Source organism: Gluconobacter oxydans DSM 3504, assembly GCF_000583855.1.
In the GTDB taxonomy this organism is placed as follows: domain Bacteria; phylum Pseudomonadota; class Alphaproteobacteria; order Acetobacterales; family Acetobacteraceae; genus Gluconobacter; species Gluconobacter oxydans.
Window position 1 is genome coordinate 288,477 of the sequence record NZ_CP004373.1, and the last position, 19,769, is coordinate 308,245.

Annotated in this window: 20 protein-coding genes; 12 read left to right on the top strand and 8 right to left on the bottom strand. The window is 62.1% G+C overall.

Annotated elements, in window-relative coordinates; genetic code table 11:
* Positions 1-9 precede the first annotated feature (9 nt).
* Positions 10-786 (top strand): hypothetical protein, encoded by a 777-nt coding sequence (locus tag GLS_RS01345; protein ID WP_041110701.1) that lies wholly within the window; start codon positions 10-12, stop codon positions 784-786.
* A gap of 126 nt (positions 787-912) precedes the next feature.
* Here the strand turns inward: GLS_RS01345 and GLS_RS01350 are convergent, their stop codons facing one another.
* Together GLS_RS01350 and GLS_RS01355 are read right to left on the bottom strand one after the other, a co-directional pair.
* On the bottom strand, positions 913-1,392 hold the full coding sequence (locus tag GLS_RS01350; protein ID WP_011251833.1) for a hypothetical protein: 480 nt from the start codon (positions 1,390-1,392) through the stop codon (positions 913-915).
* Positions 1,393-1,401: 9 nt separating this feature from the next.
* On the bottom strand, positions 1,402-1,746 hold the full coding sequence (locus tag GLS_RS01355) for a hypothetical protein (RefSeq protein ID WP_041110702.1): 345 nt from the start codon (positions 1,744-1,746) through the stop codon (positions 1,402-1,404).
* A gap of 169 nt (positions 1,747-1,915) precedes the next feature.
* Between GLS_RS01355 and GLS_RS01360 the strand changes: the two genes are divergently transcribed.
* From GLS_RS01360 to GLS_RS01395, 8 genes are all read left to right on the top strand, one after another.
* Positions 1,916-2,170, top strand: coding sequence for a sulfurtransferase TusA family protein (locus tag GLS_RS01360; RefSeq protein ID WP_011251835.1), 255 nt, complete (start codon positions 1,916-1,918; stop codon positions 2,168-2,170).
* Positions 2,171-2,267: 97 nt separating this feature from the next.
* The gene (locus tag GLS_RS01365; protein ID WP_011251836.1) at positions 2,268-2,519 is read left to right on the top strand and encodes an exodeoxyribonuclease VII small subunit; all 252 of its coding nucleotides are present in this window, start codon (positions 2,268-2,270) and stop codon (positions 2,517-2,519) included.
* Positions 2,516-3,421 carry a polyprenyl synthetase family protein gene (locus GLS_RS01370; RefSeq protein WP_041110704.1) on the top strand — a complete coding sequence of 302 codons (906 nt, stop codon included), beginning with the start codon at positions 2,516-2,518 and terminating at the stop codon, positions 3,419-3,421. Before GLS_RS01365 ends, GLS_RS01370 begins: the two co-directional genes overlap by 4 nt.
* A gap of 4 nt (positions 3,422-3,425) precedes the next feature.
* Positions 3,426-5,408, top strand: a complete 1,983-nt coding sequence (gene dxs / locus GLS_RS01375) for a 1-deoxy-D-xylulose-5-phosphate synthase (RefSeq protein WP_041110706.1) — start codon at positions 3,426-3,428, stop codon at positions 5,406-5,408.
* Positions 5,409-5,415: 7 nt separating this feature from the next.
* Positions 5,416-6,177, top strand: a complete 762-nt coding sequence (locus GLS_RS01380) for a TlyA family RNA methyltransferase (protein ID WP_041110708.1) — start codon at positions 5,416-5,418, stop codon at positions 6,175-6,177.
* An 80-nt stretch (positions 6,178-6,257) separates the two neighbouring features.
* Positions 6,258-7,481 (top strand): 23S rRNA (adenine(2503)-C(2))-methyltransferase RlmN, encoded by a 1,224-nt coding sequence (rlmN, locus tag GLS_RS01385; protein ID WP_041110710.1) that lies wholly within the window; start codon positions 6,258-6,260, stop codon positions 7,479-7,481.
* Positions 7,482-7,558: 77 nt separating this feature from the next.
* Complete coding sequence (locus GLS_RS01390) at positions 7,559-8,791, top strand: argininosuccinate synthase (RefSeq protein WP_011251841.1); 1,233 nt, start codon at positions 7,559-7,561, stop codon at positions 8,789-8,791.
* A 26-nt stretch (positions 8,792-8,817) separates the two neighbouring features.
* On the top strand, positions 8,818-9,318 hold the full coding sequence (locus GLS_RS01395; RefSeq protein WP_011251842.1) for an FKBP-type peptidyl-prolyl cis-trans isomerase: 501 nt from the start codon (positions 8,818-8,820) through the stop codon (positions 9,316-9,318).
* Positions 9,319-9,344: 26 nt separating this feature from the next.
* Here the strand turns inward: GLS_RS01395 and GLS_RS01400 are convergent, their stop codons facing one another.
* Positions 9,345-9,887, bottom strand: coding sequence for a thymidine kinase (locus GLS_RS01400; RefSeq protein ID WP_011251843.1), 543 nt, complete (start codon positions 9,885-9,887; stop codon positions 9,345-9,347).
* Positions 9,888-9,981: 94 nt separating this feature from the next.
* Between GLS_RS01400 and GLS_RS01405 the strand changes: the two genes are divergently transcribed.
* Both GLS_RS01405 and trpS read left to right on the top strand, forming a co-directional pair.
* A complete protein-coding gene (locus GLS_RS01405) occupies positions 9,982-10,467 on the top strand; it encodes a c-type cytochrome (protein WP_041110712.1) in 486 nt (161 codons plus the stop codon).
* Positions 10,468-10,515: 48 nt separating this feature from the next.
* Complete coding sequence (gene trpS, locus GLS_RS01410) at positions 10,516-11,505, top strand: tryptophan--tRNA ligase (RefSeq protein WP_041110714.1); 990 nt, start codon at positions 10,516-10,518, stop codon at positions 11,503-11,505.
* 4 nt (positions 11,506-11,509) lie between these two features.
* Here trpS and lpxB read toward each other — a convergent pair whose 3' ends face one another.
* From lpxB to rpmI, 5 genes are all read right to left on the bottom strand, one after another.
* On the bottom strand, positions 11,510-12,757 hold the full coding sequence (gene lpxB / locus GLS_RS01415; RefSeq protein ID WP_041110716.1) for a lipid-A-disaccharide synthase: 1,248 nt from the start codon (positions 12,755-12,757) through the stop codon (positions 11,510-11,512).
* Positions 12,754-15,222, bottom strand: a complete 2,469-nt coding sequence (gene pheT / locus GLS_RS01420; RefSeq protein ID WP_041110717.1) for a phenylalanine--tRNA ligase subunit beta — start codon at positions 15,220-15,222, stop codon at positions 12,754-12,756. The genes lpxB and pheT overlap by 4 nt, the downstream gene beginning before the upstream one ends.
* Position 15,223: 1 nt before the next feature.
* Positions 15,224-16,294 carry a phenylalanine--tRNA ligase subunit alpha gene (pheS, locus tag GLS_RS01425; protein WP_041112542.1) on the bottom strand — a complete coding sequence of 357 codons (1,071 nt, stop codon included), beginning with the start codon at positions 16,292-16,294 and terminating at the stop codon, positions 15,224-15,226.
* 97 nt (positions 16,295-16,391) lie between these two features.
* Positions 16,392-16,748 carry a 50S ribosomal protein L20 gene (rplT, locus tag GLS_RS01430; RefSeq protein ID WP_011251849.1) on the bottom strand — a complete coding sequence of 119 codons (357 nt, stop codon included), beginning with the start codon at positions 16,746-16,748 and terminating at the stop codon, positions 16,392-16,394.
* A 13-nt stretch (positions 16,749-16,761) separates the two neighbouring features.
* Entirely contained in the window at positions 16,762-16,965 is a 204-nt protein-coding gene (rpmI, locus tag GLS_RS01435; RefSeq protein ID WP_011251850.1) for a 50S ribosomal protein L35, read from the bottom strand.
* Positions 16,966-17,275: 310 nt separating this feature from the next.
* Here rpmI and GLS_RS01440 point away from each other — a divergent pair, with 310 nt between their 5' ends.
* Positions 17,276-19,702, top strand: coding sequence for a glucose/quinate/shikimate family membrane-bound PQQ-dependent dehydrogenase (locus GLS_RS01440; protein WP_041112543.1), 2,427 nt, complete (start codon positions 17,276-17,278; stop codon positions 19,700-19,702).
* Positions 19,703-19,769 lie beyond the last annotated feature (67 nt).

Genomic DNA, 19,769 nt, shown 5'->3' on the forward strand with positions numbered 1-19,769 from the left:
CTGTCTTGCATGACTTCCTGCTCCGCCACACCCCGCCACGTCTTCATTGCCACGCCCTGCTTCGGTGGCACCGTCACACTGAGCTACATGCAGTCCCTCATCGGCTGCATGGCCGCCGCCCCGACCCATAACCTGCAACTGACGCTCTCGACCATCGGAAGCGATGCCCTCATCACCCGGGCACGGAACACGCTGCTGCATCAGTTCGTGACCATGACCGATGCGTCCCATCTTCTCTTCATCGACAGCGACATTGGCTTTTCCGTCACCGATATTCTCGCCCTTCTGGATGCAGATCGTCCCCTGATCGGCGGGACTTACCCTCTGAAATCCCATTATTGGGACCATGATACGGACCGTTTCATCGCCGCAGGCGAACCCGCCGCCACGGCCAGCCTGCGCTATGTCGGCGACTGCACCGCACTTCACGATGGCAGCGCACCGGGCGGAATCGCGACCGTCTCCTATATTGGCACCGGCTTCATGCTCATGACGCGCCAGATGGTGCTCGACATGATCGCCCATTATCCGGAAACGCGTTACAGCCGCATCGACGCCAGAACCGAAGGCAGCAGCCCAGGCGCCCCGTCCTCAGACGCCTACGCTCTTTTCGACTGCCTGATCGATCCCGAAACCCGTACCTATCTTTCCGAAGATTTCGCGTTCTGCCGCCGCTGGATCGCAATCGGCGGAAGCGTCTCGCTGCACCGCGGCCTCTCCCTGACACATACCGGCAGCACGACATTCAAAGGCGACCTGGCCATCCGGACCCTGCCCCTTTCCTGATCCCCAAACCGGCCCGATCCGATTTCCGACGCCACTTGCCACTATTCGGTCATATTGAAACGGTTTAAGCACTCATGCGGTGTCGGGAGCGTGATGCATACATTCCCCGACACCGCTCCCCCATATTCAGACCATGACCGCCTGCCGGAAATACGGAATATTACTTAACGGGTCCGCCGCACCCGCAGCCGTATTGTAATACTGCTTGTGAAAACGGCTGAGAGCGGCCGGATCACTCGTCGCCGGCAAGGGTGCCGAAACCCGGTAATACCGGATACGCGCCATCGCGGACGCATATCTCAGGTTTGAAACCAGCTGCGCGCTCCTGGGCAGATCCTGCGAAAGCATCCCCTGCAGAATCCGCTCAAACCGCTTTCCAACCGGATAACACAGAAAATTGACCCAGCAGTCGTCATGCGTCGCAGGCTCCATCTGCCACAGCCCCAGAGCCGGTCCCCCACCGATCTGCCTGACATAAGTCCCCCGGCTCTCCGCCAGAGCCGTTCCCGTCACCAGATTGACCGCAACATCCCCATCAAGTCCCAGCGCCGCCAGCGCCGGAGCAACCACCAGATGCTTGAGCTGGCCCGCATCAATTCCGCTCATGCCGCCCCCTCACTTCGTGCTCAGGGACAGGGCAAAATGCACCATTCCCGTCCCAAGAATGGATGTTGCCAGCGTGATGATCCCGGTAATGACCGCCCGCCCCCCGATCAGGCGATCCAGCTTGCCGTTGACGACACGATTCCCCTCGTCAACCTTCGCTTCCAGCAGCTTCATCTGATCCCGCAGAGACGAAATTTCCTGCCGCATCTCGGTACGCAGTTCCTCGTATCGATCAGACAGTCCACCTGCGATCGTCTCCAGCCGCAGAACCCGGTCCTCAAGCATCCGAAGCGTATAAGCGCGTCTCTCATTTCCATCAGCCAGACTGATTGTCAGGCCTTCCCTGTCCGACATGCCGTCCCCCAAATAAAAAAAGCGCTCCCCGAGGGGAACGCTTTTTGTGGCATTAAGCCATTAATATAGAAACAAACACGCCGTTTTTCAACGAAAACCTGAAAACCACCATCTGGCACAGGAAAACCCGCCTTGGCCCTCCTGCCGGATAGGCGCATAATAGTGCCCCATGAGCGCTCCCCCGACAGAAACACTCCTTGACCTGCGTGGCCTGGCCTGTCCGATGCCTGTTCTCAAAGCCAACCGCGCCCTTCGCGACATGCCGCCCGGTGCCAGACTGCGCATCCTCGCGACGGACCGCGCATCGGTGGCCGATTTCCAGTCTTACTGCCGCGAAACCGGCCATGCGCTCATTGCGTTTACGGACACCGCAGGCGTTCTTTCCTTCATGATCCGGCGACGTGCAGAAACGTCACCGTCCTGAAGAAACTCCAGCGTTCCCATGCTCGGGGCTGGCAAAACCTGTCTTCTGCCTGTAATCCCCTCGCTACCTTGTTCCAAAGTGTGCCTTGAGGCTTTTCATGCCCGAACCCATTGATGCCATGTCTTTCGAGGATGCCCTCTCCGAACTGGAGCGGATCGTCCGCGGCCTTGAAGGCGGCCAGATGAAGCTCGAGGACGCTATTTCCGCCTATGAACGCGGTGCTGCTCTGCGCAGGCACTGTGATGCGAAGCTGGGAGAGGCCGAGATGCGTGTCCGCGCCATCGTGCAGAACGATGACGGCACGACAGGCACGGAGCCTCTTGCCGATACCGGAGAGTCCGGCCGATGAATGCCCCTACCACGTCTGTTTCCCTGAAGGACGCGCTCGCCCGCGCCTGTTCCGAGATCGAAAACACGATCGACACCCTGCTGCCCATGGTGCCGGGAGACGAGTCCGTTCTTATTGAAGCCATGCGTTACGCAGCCCTCGGTGGCGGCAAGCGTCTGCGTGGCTTCCTGGCTGTCGAAGTGGCAACGCTGTTCGGCGCAGACCGCAAGGCCGCCCTGCGTGTCGCCGCATCGGTTGAACTGCTTCACGCCTATTCGCTGGTGCATGACGATCTGCCGTCCATGGATGATGACGATCTGCGGCGCGGCCAGCCGTCCACGCATAAGCAGTTTGACGAAGCCATCGCGATTCTGGCCGGTGACGCTCTTCAGACCCGCGCTTTCGAAATTCTCGTCGAGCCTGAAACCAGCCCCAACGCGACCGTCCGCGCCAATCTGGCCCTTGCGCTTGCACAGGCTTCCGGATCAGCCGGCATGGTCGGCGGTCAGGTCATCGACATTCGCGGCGAAGGCCGCGCCCTCCCGCTGGACCAGGTCCGTCGTCTGCACGCCCTGAAAACCGGTGCCCTCATCCGCTATGCCGCCGAGTCCGGCGCCATTCTCGCCGATGTGGACGACGCCCGCCGTGCCGCCATCGTCGCCTATGGCCGCGATCTCGGTACCGCCTTCCAGGTTGCGGACGACGTTCTGGACTCCACAGCAACCGCCGAGGAACTCGGCAAAACCGCAGGCAAAGATGAAGCCAGCGGTAAGTCAACCTATGTCTCCCTGCTTGGCATTGACGGTGCCCGCGCCGAAGCCCGTCGCCTGAGCGACCGGGCCCGGGAGGCCCTTTCATCTTTCGGTGCACAGGCCGACGCCCTCAGGGCTCTGGCAGATTATGTCGTCGAGCGCAGGAACTGATCCCATGAGCAAGAAGTCCTCCACGATTCCCACCTATGGCCGCTATCCGGAGCTGGATCGCGTCCGCTTCCCTGCCGACATGCGGAACCTGTCCGTCGACCAGCTCAAGCAGCTTGCCGACGAACTGCGCTCTGAAACCGTTGATGCCGTCTCCACCACGGGCGGCCATCTCGGCGCGTCTCTCGGCGTGGTCGAACTGACCGTCGCCCTGCACGCCGTCTTCAACACGCCGGATGACCGCATCATCTGGGACGTCGGACACCAGGCCTACCCGCACAAGATCCTGACGGGCCGCCGCGACCGCATCCGTACCCTGCGCCAGCCCGAAGGCCTGTCCGGCTTCACCCGCCGCGCAGAAAGCGAATACGACCCGTTCGGCGCTGCCCATTCCTCCACGTCGATCTCGGCTGGCCTCGGCATGGCCGTGGCGCACCACCTGCGCGCGGAAGAAGACCCGAGCTATCATGAGCGCAACGTCATCGCCGTGATCGGCGACGGCTCGATCTCTGCTGGCATGGCCTATGAAGCCATGAACAACGCGGCTGTCGCAGGCCCCGGCGCAAACCGCCTGATCGTGGTGCTGAACGACAACGAAATGTCGATCGCACCGCCGGTCGGTTCGATGTCGGACTACCTGTCCCGCCTGATGTCCTCGCGCCAGTTCTTCAGCCTGCGCGATCTGGCCGGCAAGGTCGCCAAGCGTCTTCCGGGCAAGATCGAGCGCACCGCCAAGCGCGCCGAGGAATATGCCCGCGGCATGATCACGGGCGGCACGCTGTTCGAAGAACTCGGCTTCTACTATGTCGGTCCGGTCAACGGTCACGACATGAGCCAGCTCGTGCCGATCCTGCGCAACCTGCGCGATGCCGACGATCAGGGCCCGATCCTGCTGCACATCATCACCGAGAAGGGCCGCGGCTACAAACCCGCAGAAGCCGCCGGTGACAAGTACCACGCCGTCAGCAAGTTCAACGTGGTTACGGGCGAGCAGAAGAAGGCTCCCGCCGGTCCGCCGAGCTACACGTCCATCTTCAGCCGCGAACTGATGCGTCGCGCCAAGACCGACGACAAGCTGATCACCATCACGGCCGCCATGCCGTCCGGCACGGGCCTGAACGCTTTCGCCAAGGCCTATCCGGACCGCTTCTTCGACGTCGGCATTGCCGAGCAGCACGCCGTCACCTTCGCCGCCGGTATCGCGTCCGAAGGTCTGCGCCCGTTCTGCGCGATCTATTCGACCTTCCTGCAGCGCGCCTACGACCAGGTCGTCCATGACGTTGCCCTGCAGAACCTGCCGGTCCGCTTCGCCATTGACCGTGCCGGTCTGGTCGGTGCCGATGGCGCCACCCATGCCGGTGCCTTCGACCTGAACTATCTGTGCTGCCTGCCGAACATGGTGGTCATGGCACCATCCGACGAAGTCGAACTGCTGCACGCCACAGCCACGGCCTGCGAATACGATGCTGGCCCGATCGCTTTCCGCTACCCGCGTGGCAGCGGCATTGGTCTGGATCTTCCGGAAAAAGGCGAAGTTCTGGAAATCGGCAAGGGCCGCATCGTGCGTGAAGCACGCCGGGCCCCGAATGCCCGCGGTGGCGTTGCCATCCTGTCGCTTGGCCCCCGCATGCACGAATCCCTGCGCGCAGCCGATCAGCTTGCCGCACAGGGCGTTCCTGTCACTGTTGCCGATGCCCGCTTTGCCAAGCCGATCGACAAGGCACTCGTCGAGGATCTCGCGCGCCAGCACGAAGTCTTCATCACGATTGAAGAAGGCGCCATTGGCGGCTTCAGCAGCCTCGTCGTGCAGCACCTCGCCGAGACCGGCCTGCTGGACAAGGTGAAGTTCCGTCCGATGGCCCTGCCGGATCGCTACATCGATCACAACACGCAGGACGCCCAGTACGAAGACGCAGGCCTGACCGCACCGCATATCGTACGCACCGCGGCAGACGCCCTTGGCGTCGAAGTCGCCCAGCAGTCCGCCTGAACGACTGATGGCCAAACGCCGTGCCGACCAGCTCCTCGTTGACCGGGGGCTGGTTGAAAGCCGGACACGGGCGCAGGCCCTGATCATGGCGGGCCTCGTCTATACGAGTGACCGCCGGATCGCGAAGGCCGGCGACCAGCTCCCCGAAGACGCGCCCCTCGCCCTCAAGGGGCAGGATCATCCCTGGGTGTCACGTGGCGGCCTCAAGCTGATCCACGCCATCGAGCATTTCGGGCTGGACCCGAAAGGCCGCATCGCAATCGATGTTGGCGCCTCAACAGGCGGCTTCACGGACGTCCTGCTGACCCATGGGGCCGAGAAGGTCTATGCCGTGGATGTCGGACACGGTCAGCTTGCCTGGAAAATCCGCTCGGACGAACGCGTCGTCGTCCTGGAAAAGACGAACGCCCGCGCCCTGACGGCCGAGCAGATCCCCGAACCCGCCGGGATCGTGGTCTGTGATGCCAGCTTCATCGGCCTGCGCACCGTCCTGCCTGCCGCCCTTGAACTCACGACGCCGGATGCCTGGACCGTCGCGCTCATCAAGCCCCAGTTCGAAGCAGGCCGTGGGGAAGTCGGCGCAAAAGGCGTCGTCCGGGACCCGGCCGTTCACGACCGTGTCTGCGAAGAAATCCGGGAATGGTTCGCAGCCCTCCCCGGCTGGGAGATCCTCGGGATCGAGGCCAGCCCCATTACTGGCCCCGAAGGCAATCGCGAGTTCCTGATCGCAGCCAGAAAAATCGGCACGGCACAGGCCACTGCGGAATAGTTTTCTAAAATAGTTTTACGGGGAAGACCGCGCTTTTCCTTTGGAACTGCGGGTCTTCCCCGTGCTATGGCTCCGCCGCCATGACAGCCGTAATCCATCCCGATATCCGCCCCCGAATCAATTCCGTCGCCTCTGACGACCTGAACGCTGCCGAGCGCGAGCGCATCCACGCGAAATCCGCCCTGTTCGCGCCGCCCGAGGCACGCCTTGCGGACGGACGGCGCGATCTGGTGGGCCTGTCACGCGAAGAGCTGGCCACACTCATGACGGAAATCGGCGAGAAGCCCTTCCGCGCCAAGCAGCTCTGGCACTGGATCTACCATCAGGGCGCGACCGATTTCTCGGCCATGACGACCATCGCCAAGCCCATGCAGGCCAAACTGGCCGAGCATTTCGTCGTCAGCCGCCCCACGACCGCGACCGAACAGACCTCCGTGGACGAGACGCGCAAGTTCCTCTTCCGCTTCCGCGACGGTCAGGAAGCCGAAACCGTCTACATCCCAGACCGTCGGGAAGACCGTGGCGCCGTCTGCATTTCCTCACAGGTCGGCTGCACGCTGTCCTGCACCTTCTGCCACACCGGGACGCAGAAGCTCGTCCGCAACCTCGGCCCGGCCGAGATCGTCGGCCAGTTCATGGCAGCCCGCGACAGCTACGGCGAATGGCCCAGCCCCAGCGCAGACATGCCGCGCTACCTGTCCACCATCGTCCTGATGGGTATGGGCGAACCGCTCTACAATTACGAAAATGTCGCCAAGGCCATGCGGATCATTATGGATGGCGAAGGCATCGCCCTGTCCCGCCGCCGCATCACGCTCTCGACGTCCGGTGTGGTCCCGATGATGGACCGTTGCGGCGATGAGCTTGGCATCAACCTCGCGATCTCGCTGCATGCCGTCACCAACGAATTGCGCGACCAGATCGTGCCGCTCAACCGCAAATACCCGATCGAAGAGCTGATTGCCGCCTGCCGCCGCTATCCGGCCGCGTCCAACTCCCGGCGCATCACCTTCGAATACATCATGCTCCGTGGCGTGAATGACAGCGAAGCCGATGCCCGCGAGCTCGTGCGTCTGATCCGTGACCTGCCTGCCAAGGTGAACCTGATCCCGTTCAACCCTTGGCCCGGCTCGGATTTCCAGCCTTCGACCCGCCAGCAGCTCGCGAAATTCGCCAACATCGTGATGGATGCCGGCTTCGCTTCTCCCATCCGCACGCCGCGCGGTCAGGACATCCTCGCGGCCTGCGGTCAGCTCAAGACCGAAAGCGAGCGCCAGCGCCGGTCCGCCACCCCCGACGCCTGACATTCGCCCGGTTTCCCTCTTCCCCCCGAGATGCTAGAAACGCTTCTCAAACGAAACACACCAAGGACCACGCAGTTATGAGCGCCCACCAGGACGTCAAGAAAGTTGTGCTCGCCTATTCTGGCGGCCTGGACACTTCGGTAATCCTCCGCTGGCTCCAGAAGACCTATAACTGCGAGGTCGTCACCTTCACCGCCGATCTCGGCCAGGGTGAAGAGCTCGAACCCGCCCGCAAGAAGGCTGAGATGTTCGGCGTCAAGGAGATCTTCGTTGAGGATCTGCGCGAGACCTTCGTCAAGGATTTCGTGTTCCCGATGTTCCGGGCCAATACGCTTTACGAAGGCCAGTACCTGCTGGGCACGTCCATCGCCCGCCCGCTGATCGCACAGCGCCAGATCGAGATCGCCGAAGCCGTCGGCGCCGATGCCGTGGCCCATGGCGCAACCGGCAAGGGCAACGATCAGGTCCGCTTCGAACTCGGCTATTATTCGCTCAAGCCGGATGTGAAGGTCATTGCCCCGTGGCGTGAGTGGGACCTGACGTCCCGCACAAAGCTGCTCGCCTTCGCCGAGGAGAACCAGATCCCGGTCACGAAGGACAAGCGCGGCGAAGCCCCGTTCTCCGTGGACGCGAACCTCCTGCACTCCTCCTCCGAAGGTAAGCTGCTCGAAGACCCGTCGATCGGTGCCGAGGAAATCGTCTTCCAGCGCACGATCTCGCCGGAAGCCGCACCCGACGTCGCAACCGAAATCACCATCGATTTCGTCAGCGGTGACCCGGTCGCCATCAACGGCGTCGAGATGACCCCGGCAACCCTGTTGACCCGTCTGAACGAACTGGGCCGTGACAACGGTATCGGCCGTCTCGACATCGTGGAGAACCGCTTCGTGGGCATGAAGTCCCGCGGCATCTACGAGACGCCGGGCGGCACGATCCTGCTGGCGGCCCACCGCTCGATCGAAAGCATCACGCTCGACCGCGAAGCTGCCCATCTGAAGGACAGCATCATGCCGCGCTATGCCGAGATCATCTATAACGGCTTCTGGTTCTCGCCCGAGCGCCGGATGCTTCAGGCCCTGATCGACACCAGCCAGCATTCCGTGACCGGCCGTGTCCGCATGCGCCTGTACAAGGGCAATGTGACCTGCGTGGGTCGTGAAAGCCCGCACAGCCTGTATGATACCCGCGTCGTGACTTTCGAGGACGACGAAGGCGCCTATAATCAGCAGGACGCCCAGGGCTTCATCAAGCTCAACGCCCTGCGCCTGCGGCTTGGCGGCCAGATCGGCCGTCGCGGCGGTACGCTCTGATTTCTCAACAGACTCCCCGGGGGACCATGACCAGTCTGATCCGTCTTACATCCGCTTTCGCCCTGTGTGGCGCCCTCGCCCTGACAGGGTGCGCCGGTGGCCACAAGCAGGTGGATGATTCCGACCTGACGCCCGAGCAGTTCATGGCGAAAATCCATGCTGAACCCGGCGTCAAGACCCTGCCGGACGGCCTGTCCTACAAGGTTCTCCAGTCGGGTCCCAAGGATGGTGAAAGCCCGCATCATGGCTCCACCATCATGGTCATCTACGAAGGCCGCCTCCCCGATGGCGGCATCTTCGACAGCTCTGACCAGCATGGCAGCGGCGCCTATATGGAAATGCCGCTCGACGGCCTCGTGCAGGGCTGGCTCGAAGCGCTGCCCATGATGCATGTCGGTGACGAATGGATGCTCTACCTTCCGCCGAATCTCGGCTACGGCAAGCGCTCCATGGGCATTATCCCGCCCAACAGCCCGCTGATCTTCAAGATCCGTCTCCTGGGCGTCAATAACGGCGGCCAGCAGTAACAGCCGTCTTCCTTCCGGATCAGGCCTCAGGGTCTGTCCGGAAGGGTCCAGTGCGCATCACAACGCGCCTCATAAAGTTCCTGATCGCCCGTCTCCAGCAGATGCCCGGTCTCGTGGGTCTTCGCGGTCCAGGCCGCAGGCGCTCCACAGACATGGCAGCGCGCCGTCAGGGCAATGACCTCATCCGCCTCATCCATCAGGCGTGTCATGACGTCGAACGGCACACGCCGGTAATCGGTATCCAGTCCCCCGACCGTCACATCCGCACCCCGCGCACGCGCAGCCCGGATATCCTCAACGATATCGCCATGATAGTGCGGCGCCACCCAGAACTGCCCCTCATCCAGAACGATATGACTGTAGCGGTCCGCATCCTCGGGCCAGGCATTCGCGGAAACAGCCGCAAGATGCGACCCGTCCCGACTCACCAGTTCCGAACCATCGCGCGTATCAAACCCGGGCTTGAGCGCCAGAACATCCGTCTGCCGCTTTGCCGCGGCAATCAGATGCGCGGATTTGCCCGCAAACATGGGCCCCACATACAGTACAAGACGTCCTCTGACGGTCATGATTGCTCCTTCCGATAGCGCCATGAGCCCTATTCCGACCGTTTTGCCAAGCCCGCCCTTGCTGAAACGCCTCTGAAAATGCCACAACGACAGTGTGATCAGAATTGACCCCGCTGTCCGGCTTCCCCTGTTTCTCGCCATTTCCATGGTGATAGTCTTCGTGATCGGCCATGCCTGGGAAAATCGTATCCAGGCCCCGCGCGAATACTCCAATGAATGCAGTATCTGCCATCATGGCGGCCATGGTCAGGTCTCTGAAATCGCCCCAATTTTCGGACGCGTCGGCCCGATTGCGCAAACGCCTGCGGGTCATCACTATCTCGTCGATGTCCTGCTTTACGGACTGGATGGCTCCATCACAGCCGGTGGCGGCCATTACAACGGTGCCATGCCGTCTTTCCAGCGCCTGCCTGATGACGAAATCGCCCGTATCCTGACCTTCGTCGCGAGCCAGGAAATGTCCGGCAGTGCTCCAACATTCACTGCTGCGGACATTGCCTCCGCCCGCACACATCCGATGTCGGCATCCGAGGTTCTGCAGGAACGCCAGAAGCTGGACCTGCAGACGCCCGTTCGATGAAACGCATCACCCCTTCCCTGATTTTTTCAGAAACTGAAGACTGAATTCATGCAGCGCGTATTTTCCGGCATCCAGCCAACCGGCATTCCCCATCTGGGCAACTATCTCGGAGCGATCCGCAACTGGGTCACGCTGCAGGCAGATCATGACTGCGTCTTCTGTCTGGTGGACCTGCATTCCATCACCATGCCCTGGGACCCGCAGACCCTGCGCGAGCAGACGCTGGGTTCAACAGCCTGCCTTCTCGCCGCCGGCATCGAACCCACCCGTCTGTACAACCAGTCTGCCGTCAGTGCCCATGCCCGCCTCGGCTGGATCTTCAACTGCGTCTCCCGCCTCGGCTGGCTCAACCGCATGACGCAGTTCAAGGACAAGGCCGGCAAGAACCGCGAGAACCACTCGGCCGGACTGTATGTCTATCCGAACCTGATGGCTGCCGACATTCTGGCCTTCCACGCGACCCGCGTGCCCGTGGGCGAAGACCAGCGTCAGCATATCGAACTCACCAACGATATTGCCCAGAAATTCAATCACGACATGGGCGTGGAATTCTTCCCGCAGGTCGAGGCATTCATTCCTCCTGCCGCAGCCCGCGTCATGAGCCTGCGTGACGGCAGCAAGAAGATGTCCAAGTCTGACCCGTCTGAACAAAGCCGGATCGTCCTGACCGACACGGCGGACGACATTGCCCTGAAAATCCGCCGCGCCAAGACCGATTCCGAACCGCTTCCCAGCGAAATGGAAGGCCTGAGCGAGCGTCCGGAAGCCCGCAATCTCGTCTCGATCTATGCCGCAATGTCGGATGAAACGCCGGCTGCTGTTCTCAGCCGTTTCAGCGGTCAGGGTTTTGGCCCGTTCAAGAACGCCCTCGCCGATCTTCTGGTCGAACGTCTGGCGCCGGTTGCCAGCGAAACACAGCGCCTGCTTCAGGACGAGGCACATCTTCTGTCGGTTCTGCGCGCTGGCGCCGAACGCGCCAACAGCATCTCAGAACCGATCGTTCAGGAAGCCGAACGTCTCGTCGGCTTCCTGCGCTAAAATCTCAGCTTCTGGACGACCGGGAAACCGGTTCGTTCAGAAGGTCCATGATCTCGGCCGCCGCCGCATCCGCAGGCGTCCCCACAGGCGGCGAGAGCTTATCGAGCACATCGGCAAACGCCATACGCTGCTTTTCCACCATCTGCGGATCGCTCAGCAGCTTCGAGACCGTCTCGGCCAGTTTCTTTGGCGTACAGTTTTCCTGAAGCAGTTCAGGCACGACCTCCCGCCCTGCCAGCAGATTGACCATCGCCACATGCGGCACCTTGATCAGACGCCGCGCAATCGTCGCCGTCACCGGGTTGACGCGATACGTCACCGCCATCGGCACATTGCCCATCGCAAGCTCAAGCGTGGACGTCCCTGACTTGGTCAGGGCGCACTGTGCCGCTGCAAACGCATCATGCTTGTCATGAATGTCAGTGACGATATGCGGCTGGATCGGCCATTTGCGGATTAGCTGGCGGATCGTCGGCGCAATCACGGGCGCCACCGGAATAACCGGACAGATATCCGGATACTGCACCCGCAGGATATCCAGCATCTTGCGGAACACTGGCAGAAGCCGGGGCGCTTCCGAACGCCGGCTGCCTGGCATCAGGATCACGACCGGCGCATGAGCCGGAATATTGTGCCGCAGCCGGAAACGCTGGGCATTCCCCTGCCGCACACCGGACTGAAGCACCGGATGCCCGACAAACCGCCCTTCCAGCCCACGCTGTGCAAACCACTCCGGTTCGAACGGCAGGAGGCAAAGCAGCCTGTCCCAGAGCCCCGGAAACTCCTTGACCCGGTTTTCGCGCCAGGCCCAGACCTGCGGCGCGACATAGTGCACGCGCTTGATACCTGAGCGCTCGATTTTCTGAAGCAGACGCAGGGTAAAGCCCGGGCTGTCGATTGTTACAACCAGATCCGGCTTGCGCAGCTCGATATCCTGCACGGCTTCGAGCAGACGCTGAGAGAGCTGCCGCAGACGGGGCACGACCTCAACCAGTCCCATGACGGCCAGATCGCTCATGGGAAACAGGCTGTGCAGCCCGAGCGCTTCCATGCGCCCGCCCCCGACACCGGCAAACACCAGCGACGGGTCCTGCGCATGGAGTGCCTGCATGAGACGCGCGCCAATAACGTCCCCGCTGGCCTCACCCGCCAGAATCCAGATCACCCGCCCGTAACGGGGCAAAGGCGTGGCCTTTTGGGAAGGGTCCGCCGAGGACTGTCCGTCAGATCCGGATTCTGGAAGAGAGTTCATCGACGCAGCACAGCCCCTGTTGCCTTGAGAACCGCAGCTTCCACCGATTTGGAAACCGCTTCAAGCTGCGTATCCGTAAGACTCTCGCTCTGTGGCTGCAAGACCACTTCCACGCCGAGCGAACGATGTCCTTCCGGCAGACTGCCACCCTCGAACACGTCAAACAGTCGGACATCCTGCACCAGATTGCGATCCGCCATCCGCGCGGCCTTCAGAACCGCCTGGATTTCCACATCCGGCCCCGCCACGAAAGCGAAGTCACGCCGGACAGGCTGCAACGGCGACAGAACAGGCGCAGCTTTGCGCTTGGCCTTCGGCAGCGGCACCTGATCCAGATAGACCTCGAACGCCACCACGGTTCCGCTCAGTCCCAGCGCCCGCGCAACACGCGGATGCAGTTCGCCGAACGTCCCCAGAACCATCTTCGGCCCCTGCCGTACCTGACCCGAGCGGCCCGGATGATAGAATCGCGGGGCATCAGCCGTGACCGACAGCGCCGCTTCCGGCACTCCCAGTGCCACCAGAGCGGCGGTCAGATCCGCCTTCGCCTCCCAGAGCGTCGCTTCATGCGCCGCAACACCCGGCTCACGCGCCGTCAGACCGGCCCGCAGACCCGCCAGACGCAGATGCTGCCCGGTCGCATCGAAGCTCGGCCCAACCTCGAACAGCGCACCCTCGCCCGACAGACCCAGGCCACGGGCCAGATTGCGTGACAGGGCCCGTGCCAGATTGATCAGTGGCGTCGGACGGAGCTGATCCAGATCAGTGGCAATCGGGTTCAGCAGATGCTGCGTTTCCGGCACATCGCCGAACAGGGCCGCATCATCCTGCGCCACGAACGAGAACCCGACCGTCTCGGTCAGCCCGCGTGCCGCACAGACACGACGCAGCAGAGCCGCACGCGCCTGAAGCGGCGTGACGGCCGGAGCCGGCACAACCGTCGTCTGCGGCAACGCAACCGCCGGAACATTGTCCAGCCCGTAAAGCCGCAGCACTTCCTCAAGCAGATCGCATTCCGCTTCCATCGCCTGAACGTGGCTGGCAGCGCGAATGGCCACGTCTTCATCCAGCGTCGGGGCCTGCGCCAGCACCTGTCCCGAGGCAATGTCATTACGCCAGGACGGCACCAGGAACGTCGCGGCGTCTTCCGTCCGTTCCGTGACCTCAAAGCCCAGATGCTCAAGGGAGCGCACGGCAGCGTCAGCCGCGATATCCACACCACCCAGCGTCTTCAGGCGCTCGAACCGCAGCCTCGCCGTCCGTTTCCAGTCCGGCAGGGCGCCAGCCTCGGTGATCTCGCTGACTTCACCGCCACACAGATCGCGGATCATGACCGTCGCGGCTTCAAGTCCGTTGAGAACCTGCGCCGGATCAATCCCGCGCTCGAAACGCTGCCGCGCATCGGTGTGAATGGCCAGACGACGTCCCGTCAGGGCAATCCGCACAGGATCAAAGAGGGCTGATTCCACGAACACATCCGTCGTGTTCTCATCCACGCCACTGCTCTCGCCGCCGATCAGACCGGCAAGCGACTGCACACCGGCTTCATCGACAATGACCATGTCCTCGGTGCCGAGCACATATTCGCGCCCATCAAGCCCCGTAAAGGTCTCACGGGCCGCATGCGTCACCGTCAGTGTATCGCCTTTAAGTTTTGCAACATCAAAGACATGCAGCGGACGGCCGAGATCATAAGTGAGGTAGTTCGTCACATCGACAAGCGCCGAGATCGGCTTGACCCCGACCGATTCCAGACGACGCTGCAGCCAGTCCGGGCTCGGCCCGTTCTTCACACCCCGGATCACACGTCCGACGATATACGGGCAGGCCGGGTGCTCGGTCTTCCACGTCAGCGGCGAGGGGAAATCGCCTTCCACCGCTTCCGTCAGCCAGGGCTTCAGATGCCCGATCCCGCCAGCAGCCAGATCCCGCGCAATGCCCCGGATGCTGAGCGCGTCACCACGGTTGGGCGTAATGGCGATTTCGATGACCGGATCATCCAGCTCAGCATAAGCGGCGTAGGACTCTCCGATCGGCGCCGTTTCGGAAAGTTCGGCAATGCCATTGCTTTCCTCGCCGATCCCGAGCTCACGGAGCGAACACAGCATGCCGCCGCTGTCCTGCCCGCGGATCTTGCCCTTCTTGATGGTAATATCGAGCCCCGGAACATACGTCCCCGGCGTCGCAAAGATCACATGCAGACCGGCCCGCGCATTCGGCGCACCGCAAACGACCTGCACATCTTCAAAGCCGGCGCCCGCAGCAACCCGGCAGACCTGAAGCCGGTCCGCATCCGGATGGCGGTGCGCTTCGACGATCTTGGCGGTCCGGAAACCCACCAGACGGTCAGCAGGGTTCTCAACACCCTCGACCTCAAGCCCGATGACATTCAGCCGGGCACAGATTTCTTCAACAGAAGCCGTAAAATCAAGATGTTCGCGCAGCCAGGAAAGAGAGAACTTCATGTCACACGCCCTCCGTCAGCGTGGCAGGCGAGAACGCCGAAAATCCGTAATGACGCAGCCAGCGCAGATCGCTTTCATAGAAAGACCGCAGATCGGGAATGCCATTCTTCAGCATCGCCAGACGCTCAATGCCCATCCCGAACGCAAAACCCTGCCATTCGGCCGGATCAAGCCCACAGTTCGCCAGAACGCGCGGATGGATCATCCCCGATCCCAGAACTTCAAGCCAGTCGGACCCACCACCGATCTCGCCACTCGCCTTCGACCAGCCGATATCGACTTCCATGGAAGGCTCGGTGAACGGGAAATAGGACGCCCGGAAACGGACAGGCAGGTTCGGCTTGTCAAAATAGACGCGCAGGAACTCGATCAGACAGCCCTTGAGATGGCCAAGCGTAATATTGCGATCAACCACAAGACCTTCGCACTGATGGAACATCGGCGAATGGGTCGCGTCATGATCGGCACGATAGGTACGGCCCGGGGCGATGATCCGGATCGGCGGCTTTGAGCCGAGCATGGTGCGGATCTGCACACCAGAGGTCTGCGTGCGCAGAACCCGCGGCTCTCCGTCCTCATTCTTCGGCGGCAGATAGAACGTGTCGTGCTCGGTCCGGGCAGGATGATGCTCGGGCGTATTGAGGGCCGAGAAATTATGCCACTGGCTCTCGATGTCCGGCCCTTCGGCGACGGAGAACCCCATCGCGCCGAAAATGGCCGTCATTTCCTCAATGGTCCGGCTGATGGGATGGATGGTGCCCGTCACGACCGCAGGCGCCGGCATCGTCACGTCCACACGCTCGGAGCGCAGACGGGCCTGAAGCGCCTCTTCCTCGATATCGCGGCCACGGGCCTCGATAGCAGCCGTCAGCTCGTCGCGCAGACGGTTCAGCGCCTGACCGCGCTCCTTGCGCTCCTGCGGCTCCAGCCTGCCCAGCTGTTTGAGCAGACCGGTCAGCGCACCGGACTTGCCCAGCGTTCCGACGCGGATCGCATCCCACTGGGCGCGGTCCTGCGCTCCGGCCAGCGCAGCCAGCGTGTCATTCCTGAGTATATCGAGATCGTCAGCCATACCGCCCATCCCCTGCAGCACAAAACAAAACGGGCCGTCCTGATAACAGGACGGCCCGCCAGTCACCAGACCCCCGGAGGGATCAAGCCGGAAAAGCTCAGCCGAGAGCGGCCTGGGCCTTCTTCACGATTTCACCGAAAGCGGCGCTATCGTCAAAAGCGATGGCAGCGAGGACCTTACGGTCGATCTCGATGCCAGCCTTGTCCAGACCATTGATGAAGCGGCTGTACGTCAGACCATGCTCGCGGACGGCAGCGTTGATACGCTGGATCCACAGGGCGCGGAAATCACGCTTCTTGTTGCGACGGTCACGATACGCATAACGCAGCGCCTTCTCGACGCGCTCCAGGGCAATGCGATAGTTCGTGGACGAACGGCCGCGATAGCCCTTGGCGAGCTCGAGAACCTTCTTGTGACGGGCGTGCGACGTTACGCCCCGCTTGACACGTGCCATTTACCTTATCTCCTTACGAAAGCCCGTAGGGCGCCCACTGCTTGATTGTCTTCGCATCCATGTCCGTCATGGTCTGGGGACCACGGTTGGTGCGCTTCATCTTCTGCGGACGGTTGATAAGGCCATGGCGCTTGTTGCCCGGGCCGCACATCACTTTGCCGGTCGCGGTGATCTTGAACCGCTTCTTGACCGACGACTTGGTCTTCATCTTGGGCATTTCGGTCTCCCTCGCCGTAAACGATTGGTCCTGCATCCTGCAGAGACTCTGCACGGCCGGGCATGCCACTCGTGGCCCGGACGCGTGCGCGGAAGCGGTGTCCTTATCGTAAGCCCAAGTGGCCTGCAAGCGCATTATTTTCTTGAACGCTCAATCATAAGTCCTTCCTTTCCTCAAGTCACGACGACGTGAAAGTCCTCACAGTGACGTGAGCAAGATGAACCTTCTGACATCTTGACCCTTGACGCCCATCCATGTGCTTTGTCCGGAAGTCACCGTGATGCATCAGAACAACAGATCCAGGAACATCATGAGCACAACATCCCGGCCAGGGCTCTGGGCCCTGATAACGGCCGCGGTATTCGCGCTTTGCGGCGCGATCCTTACCGTAGGCGGCGCATGGGTCGCTGCCATCGGCGGCCCTCTCTATTATGTCATCCTTGGCTTGGCACTTCTCGCCACGGCTTTCCTCTCATTCCGGCGCAACCCGGCTGCCCTCTACCTGTTCGCAGTCGTCGTCTTCGGAACGGTCATCTGGGAACTCACCGTTGTCGGTCTCGACATCTGGGCCCTGATCCCGCGCTCGGACATCGTCATCATCCTCGGCATCTGGCTGCTGCTGCCGTTCGTCTCCCGCCAGATCGGCGGCACGCGGACGACCGTCCTGCCGCTCGCCGGCGCCGTTGGCGTTGCTGTACTCGCCCTGCTCGCCAGCCTCTTCACCGACCCGCATGACATCAGCGGCGAACTGCCGACGCAGATCGCAAATGCCTCCCCCGCCGACCCGGACAACGTCCCGGCCAGCGAGTGGCACGCCTATGGCCGTACGCAGGCCGGTGACCGCTGGTCCCCGCTGAACCAGATCAACGCGTCCAACGTCAGCAACCTCAAGGTCGCATGGCATATCCACACCAAGGATATGATGAACTCCAACGACCCCGGCGAAGCGACGAACGAAGCGACCCCGATCGAGTTCAACAACACGCTTTATATGTGCTCGCTGCACCAGAAGCTGTTTGCAGTTGATGGTGCCACCGGCAACGTCAAGTGGGTCTACGATCCGAAGCTCCAGATCAACCCCGGCTTCCAGCATCTGACCTGCCGTGGCGTCAGCTTCCACGAAACGCCGGCCAATGCCACGGATTCCGATGGCAATCCCGCTCCGACGGACTGCGCCAAGCGCATCATCCTGCCGGTCAACGATGGCCGTCTGGTTGAAGTCGATGCCGACACGGGCAAGACCTGCTCCGGCTTCGGCAACAATGGCGAGATCGACCTGCGCGTTCCGAACCAGCCTTACACGACGCCCGGCCAATATGAGCCGACGTCCCCGCCGGTCATCACGGACAAGCTGATCATCGCCAACAGCGCCATCACCGATAACGGTTCGGTCAAGCAGGCTTCGGGCGCCACGCAGGCATTCGACGTCTACACTGGCAAGCGCGTCTGGGTGTTCGATGCGTCCAACCCGGATCCGAACCAGCTTCCGGATGACAGCCACCCTGTCTTCCACCCGAACTCCCCGAACTCCTGGATCGTGTCGTCTTACGACAGGAATCTGAACCTCGTGTACATCCCGATGGGCGTGGGTACTCCCGACCAGTGGGGCGGTGACCGCACGAAGGATTCCGAGCGTTTCGCTCCGGGTATCGTTGCTCTGAACGCAGACACGGGCAAGCTCGCCTGGTTCTACCAGACCGTTCATCACGATCTGTGGGACATGGACGTTCCGTCCCAGCCGAGCCTCGTGGACGTAACGCAGAAGGACGGCACGCTTGTTCCGGCCATCTACGCTCCGACCAAGACCGGCGACATTTTCGTCCTCGACCGTCGTACCGGCAAGGAAATCGTCCCGGCTCCGGAAACCCCGGTTCCCCAGGGCGCCGCTCCGGGCGATCACACCAGCCCGACGCAGCCGATGTCGCAGTTGACCCTGCGTCCGAAGAACCCGCTGAACGACTCCGATATCTGGGGCGGCACGATCTTCGACCAGATGTTCTGCAGCATCTATTTCCACAGACTGCGCTACGAAGGCCCCTTCACGCCGCCGTCGCTCAATGGTTCGCTCATCTTCCCGGGCGATCTGGGAATGTTCGAATGGGGTGGTCTGGCCGTCGATCCGCAGCGTCAGGTGGCTTTTGCCAACCCGATCTCCCTGCCGTTCGTCTCCCAGCTTGTTCCCCGTGGACCGGGCAACCCGCTCTGGCCTGAAAAGGACGCCAAGGGCACGGGTGGTGAAACCGGCCTGCAGCACAACTATGGCATTCCGTATGCCGTCAACCTGCATCCGTTCCTGGATCCGGTGCTGCTGCCGTTCGGCATCAAGATGCCGTGCCGCACGCCGCCCTGGGGCTATGTCGCCGGTATTGACCTGAAGACCAACAAGGTCGTCTGGCAGCACCGTAACGGCACCCTGCGTGATTCGATGTATGGCAGCTCCCTGCCGATCCCGCTGCCGCCGATCAAGATCGGTGTCCCGAGCCTCGGTGGCCCGCTCTCCACGGCTGGCAACCTCGGCTTCCTGACGGCGTCCATGGATTACTACATCCGTGCGTACAACCTGACGACGGGCAAGGTGCTGTGGCAGGACCGTCTGCCGGCTGGTGCCCAGGCAACGCCGATCACCTATGCCATCAACGGCAAGCAGTACATCGTGACCTATGCAGGCGGACACAACTCGTTCCCGACCCGCATGGGCGACGACATCATCGCCTACGCCTTGCCCGATCAGAAATGATCTGACAGGACCCTCGGGGCCATGAAAAAGGGGAGATGCCATCAGGCATCTCCCCTTTTTTCGTTCC

Coding starts and splice junctions, on each gene's coding strand:
- GLS_RS01355 (WP_041110702.1), bottom strand. CDS start 1,746: ATGTCGGACAGGGAAGGCCTGACAATCAGTCTGGCTGATGGAAATGAG.
- dxs (WP_041110706.1), top strand. CDS start 3,426: ATGAGCAAGAAGTCCTCCACGATTCCCACCTATGGCCGCTATCCGGAG.
- GLS_RS01400 (WP_011251843.1), bottom strand. CDS start 9,887: ATGACCGTCAGAGGACGTCTTGTACTGTATGTGGGGCCCATGTTTGCG.
- GLS_RS01345 (WP_041110701.1), top strand. CDS start 10: ATGACTTCCTGCTCCGCCACACCCCGCCACGTCTTCATTGCCACGCCC.
- GLS_RS01370 (WP_041110704.1), top strand. CDS start 2,516: ATGAATGCCCCTACCACGTCTGTTTCCCTGAAGGACGCGCTCGCCCGC.
- lpxB (WP_041110716.1), bottom strand. CDS start 12,757: ATGAACTCTCTTCCAGAATCCGGATCTGACGGACAGTCCTCGGCGGAC.
- trpS (WP_041110714.1), top strand. CDS start 10,516: ATGCAGCGCGTATTTTCCGGCATCCAGCCAACCGGCATTCCCCATCTG.
- GLS_RS01390 (WP_011251841.1), top strand. CDS start 7,559: ATGAGCGCCCACCAGGACGTCAAGAAAGTTGTGCTCGCCTATTCTGGC.
- GLS_RS01360 (WP_011251835.1), top strand. CDS start 1,916: ATGAGCGCTCCCCCGACAGAAACACTCCTTGACCTGCGTGGCCTGGCC.
- rpmI (WP_011251850.1), bottom strand. CDS start 16,965: ATGCCCAAGATGAAGACCAAGTCGTCGGTCAAGAAGCGGTTCAAGATC.
- GLS_RS01440 (WP_041112543.1), top strand. CDS start 17,276: ATGAGCACAACATCCCGGCCAGGGCTCTGGGCCCTGATAACGGCCGCG.
- GLS_RS01380 (WP_041110708.1), top strand. CDS start 5,416: ATGGCCAAACGCCGTGCCGACCAGCTCCTCGTTGACCGGGGGCTGGTT.
- GLS_RS01350 (WP_011251833.1), bottom strand. CDS start 1,392: ATGAGCGGAATTGATGCGGGCCAGCTCAAGCATCTGGTGGTTGCTCCG.
- GLS_RS01395 (WP_011251842.1), top strand. CDS start 8,818: ATGACCAGTCTGATCCGTCTTACATCCGCTTTCGCCCTGTGTGGCGCC.
- pheS (WP_041112542.1), bottom strand. CDS start 16,294: ATGGCTGACGATCTCGATATACTCAGGAATGACACGCTGGCTGCGCTG.
- rplT (WP_011251849.1), bottom strand. CDS start 16,748: ATGGCACGTGTCAAGCGGGGCGTAACGTCGCACGCCCGTCACAAGAAG.
- rlmN (WP_041110710.1), top strand. CDS start 6,258: ATGACAGCCGTAATCCATCCCGATATCCGCCCCCGAATCAATTCCGTC.
- pheT (WP_041110717.1), bottom strand. CDS start 15,222: ATGAAGTTCTCTCTTTCCTGGCTGCGCGAACATCTTGATTTTACGGCT.
- GLS_RS01365 (WP_011251836.1), top strand. CDS start 2,268: ATGCCCGAACCCATTGATGCCATGTCTTTCGAGGATGCCCTCTCCGAA.